This window comes from Ruminococcus albus 7 = DSM 20455 (assembly GCF_000179635.2).
In the GTDB taxonomy this organism is placed as follows: domain Bacteria; phylum Bacillota; class Clostridia; order Oscillospirales; family Ruminococcaceae; genus Hominimerdicola; species Hominimerdicola alba.
In genome coordinates, this window is sequence record NC_014825.1 from 73,718 (window position 1) to 87,268 (window position 13,551).

At 45.7% G+C, this 13,551-nt stretch carries 12 protein-coding genes; all 12 read right to left on the reverse strand.

Annotated elements, in window-relative coordinates; genetic code table 11:
- Positions 1 to 3: 3 nt before the first annotated feature.
- Complete coding sequence (gene thrC / locus RUMAL_RS19050) at positions 4 to 1,497, reverse strand: threonine synthase (protein ID WP_013483728.1); 1,494 nt, start codon at positions 1,495 to 1,497, stop codon at positions 4 to 6.
- A 47-nt stretch (positions 1,498 to 1,544) separates the two neighbouring features.
- Positions 1,545 to 1,922: a YraN family protein gene (locus RUMAL_RS19055; RefSeq protein WP_013483729.1), complete on the reverse strand. Its 378-nt coding sequence runs from the start codon at positions 1,920 to 1,922 to the stop codon at positions 1,545 to 1,547.
- On the reverse strand, positions 1,897 to 2,550 hold the full coding sequence (locus RUMAL_RS19060; RefSeq protein WP_242843423.1) for a ribonuclease HII: 654 nt from the start codon (positions 2,548 to 2,550) through the stop codon (positions 1,897 to 1,899). Before RUMAL_RS19060 ends, RUMAL_RS19055 begins: the two co-directional genes overlap by 26 nt.
- A complete protein-coding gene (ylqF, locus tag RUMAL_RS19065) occupies positions 2,513 to 3,409 on the reverse strand; it encodes a ribosome biogenesis GTPase YlqF (RefSeq protein ID WP_013483731.1) in 897 nt (298 codons plus the stop codon). Before ylqF ends, RUMAL_RS19060 begins: the two co-directional genes overlap by 38 nt.
- A 37-nt stretch (positions 3,410 to 3,446) precedes the next feature.
- Positions 3,447 to 4,013: a signal peptidase I gene (gene lepB / locus RUMAL_RS19070; protein ID WP_013483732.1), complete on the reverse strand. Its 567-nt coding sequence runs from the start codon at positions 4,011 to 4,013 to the stop codon at positions 3,447 to 3,449.
- A gap of 2 nt (positions 4,014 to 4,015) precedes the next feature.
- Positions 4,016 to 4,867, reverse strand: a complete 852-nt coding sequence (gene lepB, locus RUMAL_RS19075) for a signal peptidase I (RefSeq protein ID WP_013483733.1) — start codon at positions 4,865 to 4,867, stop codon at positions 4,016 to 4,018.
- Between the two features lie 198 nt (positions 4,868 to 5,065).
- Positions 5,066 to 5,410 (reverse strand): 50S ribosomal protein L19, encoded by a 345-nt coding sequence (gene rplS / locus RUMAL_RS19080; protein ID WP_013483734.1) that lies wholly within the window; start codon positions 5,408 to 5,410, stop codon positions 5,066 to 5,068.
- A 172-nt stretch (positions 5,411 to 5,582) separates the two neighbouring features.
- Positions 5,583 to 6,290, reverse strand: coding sequence for a TIGR03936 family radical SAM-associated protein (locus RUMAL_RS19085; RefSeq protein ID WP_013483735.1), 708 nt, complete (start codon positions 6,288 to 6,290; stop codon positions 5,583 to 5,585).
- Entirely contained in the window at positions 6,265 to 8,130 is a 1,866-nt protein-coding gene (locus RUMAL_RS19090) for a TIGR03960 family B12-binding radical SAM protein (protein WP_013483736.1), read from the reverse strand. Before RUMAL_RS19090 ends, RUMAL_RS19085 begins: the two co-directional genes overlap by 26 nt.
- Positions 8,131 to 8,310: 180 nt before the next feature.
- Positions 8,311 to 11,016, reverse strand: a complete 2,706-nt coding sequence (locus RUMAL_RS21070) for an endo-1,4-beta-xylanase (protein WP_013483737.1) — start codon at positions 11,014 to 11,016, stop codon at positions 8,311 to 8,313.
- Between the two features lie 921 nt (positions 11,017 to 11,937).
- Positions 11,938 to 12,288: a DUF1667 domain-containing protein gene (locus tag RUMAL_RS19100; protein WP_013483738.1), complete on the reverse strand. Its 351-nt coding sequence runs from the start codon at positions 12,286 to 12,288 to the stop codon at positions 11,938 to 11,940.
- A 3-nt stretch (positions 12,289 to 12,291) separates the two neighbouring features.
- Entirely contained in the window at positions 12,292 to 13,551 is a 1,260-nt protein-coding gene (locus RUMAL_RS19105; RefSeq protein WP_013483739.1) for an NAD(P)/FAD-dependent oxidoreductase, read from the reverse strand.

The window sequence follows — 13,551 nt, forward strand, 5'->3', positions numbered from 1 at the left end:
TTCTCACTTCACACCGAGAGCTTTGAAAACGAAGTCCTTCATCTCGTCCTTAGCGATGACCTTGGAGAAGCGGATCTCCTTATTCTTGAGAGATGCAAGTGAAGCAGGTACAGGCATACCGGAAGCTTCGCCCAGTTCCTCAACAAGTGTGAACTCATCGCTGCCAGTATCCTTGCCCAGTGCGCTGAGTACGGAACCCGAGAACTTGTAGGGGCTTGCGGTGGAAGCGATAACTGTCTTGGTCTTATCGCCTGTTGCCTTTACGTACTCCTCATAAACTGAAACTGCAACCGCGGTATGAGTATCGCAGGTGTAGGAATACTTGTCGTAATATTCCTTGATGGTAGCCTTTGTCTTTGCATCATCGCAGCAGCCTGCATAGAATTCGTCAGCGAGAACTGCCTTGACTGCATCAGTTACCTCATATCTGCCCTCACTTGCCAGCTTGCCGAACCACTCTCTGATCTGTGCATCATCTTCGCCGCAGAGGTGATAGAGAAGTCTTTCAAGGTTGGAGGAGATCAGTATATCCATAGAAGGCGAGATAGTTGCATAGAACTGTCTGTTTCTGTCATAAACGCCTGTCTTGATGAAATCTGTCAGAACGTTGTTGGAGTTTGAAGCACAGATCAGCTTGTTTACGGGGATACCCATCTTCTTTGCATAGTAGCCTGCAAGGATATTACCGAAGTTACCTGTGGGAACAACGATGTTGATCTTGTCGCCTTCCTTGATCTCGCCGTCCTTCAGCAGCTGTGCGTAGCTGGATACATAGTAGATGATCTGAGGTGCCAGTCTGCCCCAGTTGATGGAGTTTGCAGAGGAGAACATCATGCCGTTCTCAGCCAGCTTCTCGCCGATCTCCTTGTTTGTGAAGATAGCCTTAACGCCGTTCTGTGCATCGTCGAAGTTGCCCTTGATTGCGCAAACACCAACGTTCTGACCCTCCTGAGTGGTCATCTGCTTCTTCTGCATAGCAGATACACCGTTATCAGGATAGAATACCAGTATCTCTGTACCGGGAACGTCCTTGAAGCCTTCCAGCGCAGCCTTGCCTGTATCACCCGAAGTAGCAACGAGGATAACTACCTTCTTATCGAGGTTTATCTTCTTGGTTGCTGTTGTCAGAAGATAAGGCAGTATCTGGAGAGCCATATCCTTGAATGCGCAGGTAGGACCGTGCCACAGTTCAAGCATATAAGTGCCGTCGAACAGGTGTGCCAGTTCAGCGATATTCTCGGTATCGAAGTTCTTGGTATTGTAAGCGCCCTCAACACAGTAGCGTATCTCAGCCTCTGTGTAGTCTGTGAGGAACTTTGAGAAAACAAAGAACGCTCTCTCTGCATAGGTCATATCTCCCAGCTTCTTGATATCATCCATGGATATGGAAGGTATCTCGGAAGGAACGAACAGACCGCCGTCCTCTGAAATGCCCTGTGCAATAGCCTGTGCCGATGTAACATTTACACCGCTGTTTCTTGTACTTCTGTAAAACATAAAACAACAACCCTTCTATTATATTCCCCATACGGGTAATTTTTACTTTACTTACTGCTTGCATCAAATGCGGATCTATAGTACTTGAAATATACCACATTACCGCCGTCGTGATGCACGACTGCAACATCGAACCTGCAGAAGGCTCTGATATGCTTTCTGGCGATATAGACCCTTGCGGTCTTTATCAGCCTTTGCTTTTTTGTATATGTCACAGCAGCCTCACCGCTCGTCAGCGCCCCCACCTTTCGGGTCTTGACCTCAACGAAAGCTATCTTATCACCCTGTGAAGCTACTATATCTATCTCGCCGCCCCTTATAGTGAAGTTGCGTTCGAGTATATCATAACCATTTTCTTTAAGATATCCACAGACGAAATCCTCGCCGATATCACCGATACTACGGCTGTTCTGATTTTTTTGCATAATACTTTTTCAGAAAACTTGGTCTGTGTATCGGGCTTTCGCCGTACTTATCTATCATCTGATAGTGCAGCTTAGTCCCGTAGCCCTTGTGCTTTTCAAACTGCCATTCGGGGTACTTCTCAGCCATTTGCAGCATATATCTGTCCCTTGCGACTTTCGCAAGTATAGAAGCCGCAGCTATTGCCTGTGACTGTGCATCGCCCTTTACAACAGCAATCGCATCACATTCCAGGTCGGGAGTCTTATTGCCGTCTATCAGGCAGACATTCGGCTTAATCTTCATGGCTTCCACCGAACGCTTCATCGCCAGCATAGCGCAGTTGAGGATATTTATATCCTCTATCTCCGCCACCGTAGCGCACTGTATGGAAAAATCCTGTGCCTTTTCGATTATCTCATCAAAAAGCTTCTCACGCTTTTTGGCGGTCAGCTTTTTGCTGTCGTTTATCCCCTCGATGACCGTATCCTTATCGAACACCACCGCAGCCGCGAATACATCACCTGCAAGTGGTCCTCTGCCCGCTTCATCACAGCCGCAGACTACCTCGTATTTTTCGCGGTAGATATCGTCAAACTCTTTAAGTGTCATATCATCGACCTTTCGGCTTTTCAAGTGAAAGTCTGCCAAGCTTGCCGCCGCGGAATTCGTCAAGGACTGTATTAGCTGCCCTCTCGGTATTTATCTCGCCGCCCGAGATAAGGAAGCCTCTCTTTTTGCCAACTCTTTCCAGCAGTTCATATCCCTTTACGCAGCCCTGCATATCATCCATAGGTTCAGGCAGATCTTCAAGAGATATCCCGTATCTATCGGTAAGCAGATCGGGATAATCCTCTGCAAGATACTCAAGCAGTCTGCACGCCAGATACTCCGTATCGAGTATAACGTCCTTGACCGCTCCCGTAAATGCCAGCCTTTCGCCAACCAGCTTGTCATCAAACTTAGGCCACAGCACTCCGGGCATATCCAGAAGTTCAAAGCCGTCCTCCAGTGCTACCCACTGTTTGCCGCGGGTAACGCCGGGTCTGTCCTCTACCTTTGCCATTTTGGCACCTGCCAGTCGGTTTATAAAAGAGGATTTGCCCACATTGGGTATACCTACTATCATCATCCTTATAGGTCTGCCCGTCATTCCGCGGGTATCCCATTTTTCTATCTGCTCGGAAAGCAGTTCTTTCAGCATGGGATAAAATTTATTCACATTCCTGCCGCTCCTGCAATCGGTAGCCAGCGCAGGCACTCCCTGCTGTTTGTAGTACTCTATCCACATGGAGGTAACATCAGCATCAGCAGAATCCGCCTTGTTCAGCAGGACCATTCTCGGCTTGTTTCCGCAGATCTTTTTGATCTCCGGGTTGCGGCTGGAGTATGGTATCCTTGCATCGGTTATCTCTACCACAGCATCTACAAGCTTCATATTTGAAGCCATTATACGCCTTGTCTTAGCCATATGCCCCGGGAACCACTGTACCTTTGCTGCTTCGCTCATATCAGCCGCCTCCTTTCATTTTCATAGATCCGGTCAATCAGTTAACAAAGCCTATCCCCGCTTCACGGGAATAAAACCTGAACACTGCTTTTCCTATAATATCATCTTCGTGAACACAGCCGAATACACGGCTGTCTGAAGAATGATCGCGATTATCCCCCATAATGAAAACTTCACCCTCGGGGACATCATATTCAAATACTCCCCTATCGGGGTCGTAATTATCCATATCATAGCCGCCCATATCATCAAGGGCATGATATTTCAGATAAGGTTCGTCAAGTGCTTCACCGTCAACGAACACCTTACCGGCTCCATAGTCCACTGTGACCTTCTGTCCGCCCGATGCTATCACACGCTTGACGATCAGCTTACCCAGTGCTTCACTGTCACATATAACGATATCTCCCTGTTCGGGCTTATACATGAACCAGGATATCACAAGCTTATCGCCGTCATACAGCGTGTTTTCCATCGACTCGCCCTCTACCAGCACACGGCTGAAGACCAGTGTCGATACCAGCAGAACAACAAAGACCGAATTCACTATCACAAGTGCCCAGTCAAGCACCGTTCCTGTTATGCTGAAAGATCTTTCAGCCATTATCAGTGAACAAGACCAAGGCTCTTGAAAGGATAGATCCTCAGCACAGCCTTACCCATGATCTCGCTCTCATCAACAAATCCTATGCTTCGGCTGTCCTTGGAATCGTTTCTGTTGTCGCCCATAACGAAAACAGTATCATCAGGCACATTATACTCATATACACCATCAGCGACACGGTATGCTCCGTCGAAGTAAATAACATTATCGCGCATGATCTCCTTTATATGATCATTTGAGATCTCCTCGTCATTTACATATACATGGTTTTTGTTATAGTCAACAACTACCTTGTCACCTTCTATACCGATAACTCGCTTGATAAGTATCTTATCTGCAACTTTGCTGTCAAGCACTATAACATCATCACGTTCAGGCTCATAAGCAACATGGGTCATAATAAGTCTGTCGCCATCCTGGAGAGTATTTGTCATTGATGTACCGTCTACCATTACCACCCTGAATACGAATATCAGCACAAGCTGCACGATAAGCAGTGCAAACACCAGTGACTCAACCCACTCAAGAACTTCCCTGCCAAAATTAAATGGCTGTTTTTCCTTTATATCATCAGGCTCAGCTTCCTTGACCTTCTCTATGTCATCTTCGCTTACCTCAGCCGTATCCTCTTTATCCTTTTCAGCTGTATCCTCAGCCTCGTCTTCTTCGCTTATATCACTGAATCCCTCATCGACAGCATCAACGAAGTCATCATCGATAACGTCGCCAAAGTCACCGAAAGCATTGTTTACAGTATTTTCTACACTGTTCTCGCTTTCATTCAACAGCCTCTCCAGTTCTTCCGCCTCTGAAAGGTTATTCCCATTCGTTGTCTTTTCACTTGTGTCACTCATAGATAGCTTACCTCTTTTCGTGATATCTCTTGTGTATGCAGTCACAGTATCCGCCTGCATACACTCATATACAATATATTATAGCAAAAATGTTCTGAAATTACAAGAGTTTTTTCAAAAAAATATATTTTTGTACTTACTTTGTTTACTATTAAAAACAAAAAGAGCCGACTTACGCCGACTCTTTTATCAGAAGAATTATCTGATTGCTTCCTTGACCTTAGCTGCCTTACCAACTCTGTCGCGGAGATAGTACAGCTTAGCTCTGCGGACTTTACCGCTTCTTACTACCTCTACCTTAGAAACAGCAGGCGAATGTACGGGGAATACTCTCTCGATACCGCAGCCGTGAGCTACTCTTCTTACAGTGAAAGTCTCACTGATGCCGCCGTGCTTCTTAGCGATGACTGTGCCCTCGAATACCTGTATTCTGGACTTGTCACCCTCGGTGATAAGAACGTGTACCTTTACAGTGTCACCTACGTTAACTACGGGTGCATCTGCCTTCATGCTTGCCTGTGCGATCTGTTTTAAAGCGTCCACTTTAAATTCCTCCTTTAATTTTCCGGACGTTCATACACTGCCGCTCTGACAGCCAGCGGACCGTCTCTTTAATGTCGTGCCTTTCGGCTGGCATTAACTCTCGTCGGGGATACCGACGGTATTCAAATGCTTAAATATTATACCACATCTCTCCCGAAATTGCAAGCGCATCTCAATAAAAAACTTCACCGTTTTCCACGAGTATCTTTGTGCGTTCTATACAAATCTCTTCAGCTTTAATGCCGTACATATCCAGAAAAGCCTCTGCTGCCACATTGGCATTAAGGTTGAAACTTCCTCCCGCAGGCAGCCGCATTTTAAGTTCAAGGTACTTTTCTTCAGTGTACATATCAAGCAATTCCAGCGACGGTCTTATATCCACGGGCTTATATGTACCTTTTTTTGTACGCTTCTGTATTTCTATTACTTCCCTGCTCATAAAATCCTTGAACTTTTCTGCCATTTCCGCCGGAGTCTTATCTGCCGAGATACGTATAACATACTCCGCATGAGTTATCTCCGTATGGCTGTGAACAGGAGCAGAACAACTCACTATCCTCATGCCTTCGGGCATCTGGGCATCAAGAGCTTTCAGCACCTCTTCATCAGGCAGATCCTCCAGAAGCGCGAAATCCATTACCTCCACCCTGCTTTCAAACCCCAGCGAAAGAGTAAGAGGGAACATTATATATATGTGCGGATTGAAGCCCTGAGTATACCATATCGGCAGTTTCGCACGTTTTATCGCCCTCTGCATGGCACGCATAAGGTCAAGGTGGGAGATATACTTCGCCCTGCCGCACTTTTCGTATACCACCCTTTTGTCATATCTGTCGGGACGCAGGTCTACATTTTTAGGTTGAAGTCTTTTTTCCGCCACAGTAAACACCTCCGCATTCGGGCTTTATTCCGCAGCCCGAACAGCCTTCCTTACAGTTTCTTGTAGTCTGTGCAAGATGAGCTTTTTTGTTCTCTCTCACAAGAAATTCGTGAGATACCAGATAATCCAGATGCGACCAGGGCGCCACCTCATCGTAGCTTCTCGTCCTGTTAGCGTAGAACGCCGTATCTATGCCCGTTTCCTCAAAGGCTTCCAGCCATTTGTCAAACTGAAAATGCTCGTCCCAGCTGTCCATGTAACAGCCTTTTTTCCAAGCCGAATATACCGCCTTGCACACACGCCTGTCGCCCCTTGCCAGAACAGCCTCCAGCACCGAGGTATTTGAATAGTGAAGACTAAGCTTTATCTTCTTGCTGGTCACAGCGGATTTCAGTATCTCCTGCTTGTGCTTTATCTGTTCTTCCGTCGCCTGAGGTTCAAACTCAAAGGGCGTGAAGGGCTTAGGCACAAAAGTCGCGGTCGATACCGCTATCTGCACTGACCGCCCTCTCTTTTCCTTGGGCGTTTCAAAATAAAGCTGAAGTATCTTGTCCGAAAGTTCCGCAATACCGCGGATATCATCGTCTGTTTCCGTGGGCTGACCCATCATGAAGTACAGCTTCACCTGAGTATACCCCCACTCGAAAGCCATCCTGCAGGTTGATATTATCTCGTCCTCGGTGATGTTCTTATTAATAACGTCACGCAAACGCTGTGTTCCTGCCTCGGGGGCGAATGTCAGTCCGCTTTTTCGTACAGCTTGTATCCTTTCCAGCAGTTCCTCGTTAAAGCTGTCAAGTCTTAAAGACGGCAAAGCGAGGTTAACATTCTCGCCGTCGGTATACTCCGAAAGGCTCAGAAGAAGCTCATTTATCTTGGTATGGTCACTGGTGGAAAGCGACGACAGGGACACTTCCTCATACCCCGTCTGCTCGCACAGCGACTTCGTCTCATTTTTAATAGTATCAATATTCTTCTCGCGGAAAGGTCTATATATAAATCCCGCCTGACAGAACCTGCATCCGCGGATACAGCCGCGAAGCACTTCCACCACCGAGCGGTCATGTACTATCTCGCTGAAAGGCACAACAAAGCTATCGGGGTAGTACACCTTGTCAAAATCCGCGATGATGCGCTTTTTTATACGTGAAGGTGCTTCGGGCACATTAGGAGTTATGCTCTTTACCGTACCGTCCTCGTTGTAGTCAACGTCGTAAAAGCTCGGAACATATATGCCCTCGATCTTCACAGCCTCCCGCAGAAATTCCTCTTTCGTTGGATTTGAAGGCTTCATCTTTTCGTAAAGTCTCAGAAGTTCAAGGTTGACTTCCTCGCCCTCACCCAGTATAAACAGGTCAAAGAAATCCGACATAGGCTCGGGATTGCACACGCAGGGACCTCCGCCCACAACAAGCGGCGTCAGTGATTTACGGTCTTTTGCCAGCACAGGCAGACCCGCAAGGTCAAGCATCTGCAAAACGTTATTGTACGATAATTCGTACTGCAAAGTAAACCCGATGAAATCGAAATCCTTTATGGGGTCAAGACTTTCCAGCCCATACAGCGGTATATCATTCTCCCGCATAAGGCTCTCAAAATCCTTCTCGGGCATGAATACCCTCTCACACCACCAGTTAGGCACCTGATTTTTCAGACCGTACAGTATCTTCATACCCAGATGCGACATACCCACATCATAGGTATCAGGGAAACAGAAGGCAAAACGTACATCCACCTTATCCCTGTCCTTTATCACGCTTCCTATCTCTCCGCCTATATATCTTGCAGGCTTGGCAGCTTTCAGCAGTATTTTATCCAGCTTGTTCTTTATTTCTTCCATAAGATTCTCCGTTTATATCCGATCGCAGCGGTCTGTAATATTTTAAAGACCGCACATACTTTTATATATTATATCATGTACTTTCCGAAAAAGCAAGCATACAATCATTTCAGAGAAACAAAAGCCCGGAACGGCTTTTTGGTCATTCCGGACTTTATAAACATTTCAGTACTTCACTAATTATCTAACAGTAACGTTTATAGCGTTCTTTATAGCATTAGTGGTATCCCATTGACCGTTAACTCTTGCAGCAACAGCTACCTTGTAGCTCATGCCGGGAGTCAGGTTCTTAGGAGTTACATAGCTGTTTGTAGAGATGTTGGAAGTCTGAACTCTCCACTTACCAGCCAGGTATACAGCGATGCCGTACTTGTCAGCGCCCTGTACCTTATCCCAAACGAACTGTATCTGATGATACTGGGTATTGTAGTTCGCCTTTATGTTTGTAGGATAAGCGCCTGTATTGGTGTATTCATAAGGATCATCCTGATTTTCGTTGCCGTTGGTCTTGCCCCACAGGCTTGTAGGAATGATAGATACTACAGAATTGTATGCCTGCTTGGGCTGGAAGCTGGAATTGAACAGCAGAGGAGTATCGGATGATCTCCAGCTGTAGCCGTCGTTAGTGCCCCACCATGTCAGTGAAGTAACAGCGTCGCAGTTAACTATACTCTGAACGATGTCCTTGTAGTAGCTAGCAAATGAGGAATCACTTGCACCCTGCTGCATAACGTCCAGCTCAGTTACGTGGATCTCAATACCGGGGATAGAAGAGAACAAGTCAAGTGCGTTCTTGTATTTTGAGATACTAGGATAAGTAGTACCCAGATGTGACTGCATACCTATACCGTCCAGGTAACCAGCTTCGTGGACCTTCTTGCAGAAGTTGTAGATGGAAGTTACCTTACCGTCATTGTACTCGTTGAAGTCGTTGTAGAACAGCTTGCAGTCAGAGGGAGCATACTTTCTTGCATACTTGAATGCATTCTGCATATAGCTGTCATCACCATAAATCGAATAATAAGGAGAATTGCTTCTGAGATTGCCGTTGCTTACATCAAATGCTTCGTTAACAACGTCATATGCATAAAGCTTCAGAGTAGGATAATTCTGCTTGATCATAGCGAATGTATTCTTGATGAAGTTTTCCATACGCTGATCCATTACCTGCTTGGAAACCTGTGCGCCATTGTTGCTGAAGTTCTCTTTGAAGAACCAGCTTGGAGTCTGGCTGTGCCAGATAAGAGTATGACCTCTTACAGGGATATTATTCTTAACTGCATAGTCAAGGATAGTCTTTAAGTTGCTATTCAGCTTCACCTGAGGATTTACGTTGTTGCCGTAATTCTGGCTCGCACTCTGATCAAGAATGTTTTCGGGCTTCATATCGTTCTCGGGCGTGATGCTGTTGAAGTGCTTCTTTACGAAGTCAGAATTGTTGAGATCACGTGTGCTTATGCAAGTACCGATCTTGCTGAAGCGGCTGGAGAATACGTCCTTCAGACCTGCATCCGAAGTAATAACATCAGAAGAACCAGTGCCTGAACCGGAAGAAGAAGAATCTACCTTACCGCCGCCTGTTGTAACGGAAGAAGACTTGCCTGCCTTGGAAGCCTGTACGTTGTCGATATAGAAATCTGTCAGGCTGTCGGGAGCTTCTACATAAAGAACAAGATTGGAAGCACCGCTGGGGATCTTGTAAGATGTATTCTCCAGCTTTGTCCACTTGCCGTTCTGTGCAGTAGCGGAAGCTACCTCATCATACTGCTCCGTACCTGAAGAATCAGTGTACTGCAGAGTCATCTTCATGCTTGTGGAGGAACCGCTCTTCTGCAGAACGCCTGTGCTGAAGCTGAAGGAATTGCCGGGAACGAATGTGGAAGTGCTCAGGGGTATAGATGCACCGTGCCAGTTGCTTGTTCTGCCGCTTACATACAGTGACTTGCTGCCGCCGTAGTAGTTCTTGTTGTCTATAGCAACAGATGCAGCACCTCTGCCTTCCCAGTTTCCTGCACCATTCTCAAATGTGCTGGTGAAATAATCGCCGTTGGAATCGGGATTAGGAACAGTTGTTGTTGAACCTGTGCCGCCGGTCGTTCCACCGGTTCCGCCGGATTCGCCTTCACGGAATTTCAGTGAAACATCAGCCTGACCGTCGGACTCCCAGCCTTCAACGTTGAAAGCAACTTCGTACAGGTTGCCCATCTTCATACCCATGGACTCCCAAGCCTTGAAGTGCTCGGAAACGCTGATGGTACCCTTGGTCCTCAGGTTCTGACGGATGCTTATATACTGTGTGAAGTTCTTGTTGCCTTCAATGGTGTAAGAATTTCTGCTGGTAGTATATACCTTGTATACACTGCCGTCGATAGTGGTCTGACCCTTGTACTGTGCAGAACCGTCCTGTGCAGGTGACCAGTTCTTCCAGTCCTCGATGATGTAGTACTCTACCAGAGGATTCTGTGCCCAGCCGTAGATACAGATTCTGGAGTTACCGGATGAACCTGCATACCAGCTGCAGTCATAATCGCAATAGAAATTACCATAATTCTTATATGTCTTAGGATTGTTCAGACCCCAGTATAGGCCGCGGCGAGCCAGGAAGTTACCTCTTGAGTTATTGGGACCGCACTTCCATGACGTGCTGAAGCCGCCGTCATTATCGTGTAATGTCATTGTAGACGAATTGGGAGTATCTGCCTGCCAGATCTCGTGGTGGTAGTCATTGTACCAGCCAACTTCCTGTGTGTGCGAAGGGCTTGTTGTCAGTACCTTAGCAGCCGAAACAGTTATGACCGATCTGGTAATCATAGGTGCAGCAGGTGCTGCGATCATCATACCTGCGATAAGGGCACTTATCGCACGCTTTGGAACAAAGTTCTTCATAAGCAATTTCCTCTCTTTCATTTAAAGTTTCTGTAATAAAAAGAACTAATGATACAAATGATACATTGGTAACCTTTACCATTTCAGATAATAGCTCAGGTTCCATATCATTTGATTATATTTTATAATTTTTTAGTCATTGAATCTAATCAATTTTTGCTGACTCTATTTATGAAATCACCATTTTTTGCGATTTTAGACTAACTTCAGAATTTGTATTCTTATTTTATTTATTATTTTTATATAACATCAACTCATATCCCCAAAAAGCTCACATTTGTAAAACCCCTATTTTACTGGATTTTAAATTGTATATTCAATACATTTCACATACTGTTCCTTTTGTCCCGGACCCAATAGATCTTTTAGCAATATTAAAATTACAACATTTTTTGCGATTATTTTCGCGAAGTTGCAATTTGTACATCTTATACAAAGAATGATTTACTTATTCGTCACTCGTAACCTTGTTTTTTATACCAGTTCCTCAAAACGTTATATATACTATAATTATAGAACAATAACGCAGAATGCCTCTCAACCTCTCTTTATAAAAATTAACCTGATATCACAATATTTGATTATTATTTTACAACAATTAAATATATTTTATGATTTTTACTAAAGAAAATTCAATATTTCAGGTGCTCAACCCCTTGATTTTATTAATATGTTGTGCTATAATAATTTATAGTAAAAGAGTTGGTAAAGCTTCAGGGAAATTAATCACTTATGTAGACATTCCAACAAATTGGGGCGGCCGTCTCCTCCTTCGGCTGTAAACTAAACTACCTGATCCATTCAAATTACCACGAAATGACAGCGCTGTCGATTTTATCCCGATAGCGCTGTTGTTTTTTATATCACCCGCACAAAAAACAGCCGCCCTATTTTTCAGGACGGCTGTTATACGTTTATTATCTATCGTACAGATCTTGTAACTGTTACACGCGAACCTGTACCAAGCAGGTCATCTATTATCACCTGTCCCACACTTACAGGGAGATGTACCTCCGCTGCCTTAATAGCAGCCGTACATTCAAATATCATATCTTTCGGTATCGGTTCAGCCGTTTTTACAGGAACCGGTCTGCCCTCTGCAGATATAACCGTAGTCGTAACAGTGCGGGCAGGATGAGCTATCTCACTCTCTGCATATATCTCTCCCCTCTTGCAGTTATTTCCGCTGACAGATATAACTTTATCGCCCTCAACTTCAACAGTAAGTTCACAGCCCATGGGACAGTTTATACAGGTAAGTATCCTGGTCATGGCTCACACCTCCTCTATAGCCGCCGTGATGTCACAGTTGACACCCTCCAGCTTTTCTTTTTTTATTATGATATCCAGCATCTCACTAGGCACCAGTATACGGCTTTTACGGCGGATAAGTTCCTCATCCCCGGCTTTTATAACTATCGAACGATCCTTGAATACTCCGGTCACCCTGAATCTTATATGGACATCACCAAGCAGTTCCGAAGTGTGTATCTCCGCAGGTACTGTATATCTCACGCCGTTCTGTGGTATCACCTTTACAGCGGCTGTGCTGTCCGCAGTACAGCCGCGCTTTACAAATGCCGCCGCACTTGCTCCTGCCCTTGCGGATTCTTCGGAAACAAAGTCCACCAGGTCATGAACGTGCAGCACGTTGCCGCAGGCGAATACACCGTCGATATCAGTTTCCAGACCCTCATCCACCACAGGACCGTTAGTCCTCGGGTCAATGCCTACACCGCAATTTTTAGAAAGCTCATTTTCGGGAATAAGTCCGCAGCTGAGAAGCAGCGTATCACATGGGTACAGTTTCTCTGTTCCCGGTATAGGCGTATTTTTACCGTCTACCTCAGCTATCACTACTCCTTCAAGCTTTTCCTTGCCCTTGATATCCACTACAGTATGACTAAGGAGCAGCGGTATACCGTAGTCCTCCAGACACTGTACTATATTTCTTTTAAGTCCGCTGGAATAAGGCATAAGCTCAGCCACTGCCGCCACATGAGCGCCTTCCAATGTCATTCTTCGTGCCATGATAAGACCGATGTCTCCCGAACCCAGGATAACAACTTCCTTACCCGGTACATAACCCTCACAGTTCACAAGCTTCTGAGCTGTACCTGCAGTATATACACCCTGCGGTCTGAAACCCGGAATATTCAGCGCTCCGCGTGGACGCTCACGGCAGCCCATAGCAAGTATAACCGCCTTGGCACGTATCTCCTCAACACCGCGTTTACGGCTCATAACAGTAACTACCCTGTCCTTTGATATATCAAGTACCATAGTATCTGTTTCATAGGGTATGTTCATAGCACGCACCATCTCTGCATATCTCTCGGCATATTCAGGTCCCGTCAGTTCCTCCTTGAAAGTGTGCAGACCGAATCCGTTGTGTATGCACTGATTAAGGATACCTCCCAGTTCACTGTCACGCTCGAATATAATGATATTCTCCATGCCGTTCTCTCTTGCAGAAACAGCAGCAGCCATTCCCGCAGGACCGCCGCCGACAATAACGATATCGAATTCGCGCAT

Bases quoted from the DNA above. Each gene is read 5' to 3' on its own strand.
- thrC (WP_013483728.1), bottom strand. From the start codon at position 1,497: ATGTTTTACAGAAGTACAAGAAACAGCGGTGTAAATGTTACATCGGCA.
- RUMAL_RS19055 (WP_013483729.1), bottom strand. From the start codon at position 1,922: ATGCAAAAAAATCAGAACAGCCGTAGTATCGGTGATATCGGCGAGGAT.
- ylqF (WP_013483731.1), bottom strand. From the start codon at position 3,409: ATGAGCGAAGCAGCAAAGGTACAGTGGTTCCCGGGGCATATGGCTAAG.
- lepB (WP_013483732.1), bottom strand. From the start codon at position 4,013: ATGGCTGAAAGATCTTTCAGCATAACAGGAACGGTGCTTGACTGGGCA.
- lepB (WP_013483733.1), bottom strand. From the start codon at position 4,867: ATGAGTGACACAAGTGAAAAGACAACGAATGGGAATAACCTTTCAGAG.
- RUMAL_RS19090 (WP_013483736.1), bottom strand. From the start codon at position 8,130: ATGGAAGAAATAAAGAACAAGCTGGATAAAATACTGCTGAAAGCTGCC.
- RUMAL_RS21070 (WP_013483737.1), bottom strand. From the start codon at position 11,016: ATGAAGAACTTTGTTCCAAAGCGTGCGATAAGTGCCCTTATCGCAGGT.
- RUMAL_RS19100 (WP_013483738.1), bottom strand. From the start codon at position 12,288: ATGACCAGGATACTTACCTGTATAAACTGTCCCATGGGCTGTGAACTT.
- RUMAL_RS19105 (WP_013483739.1), bottom strand. From the start codon at position 13,551: ATGCGCGAATTCGATATCGTTATTGTCGGCGGCGGTCCTGCGGGAATG.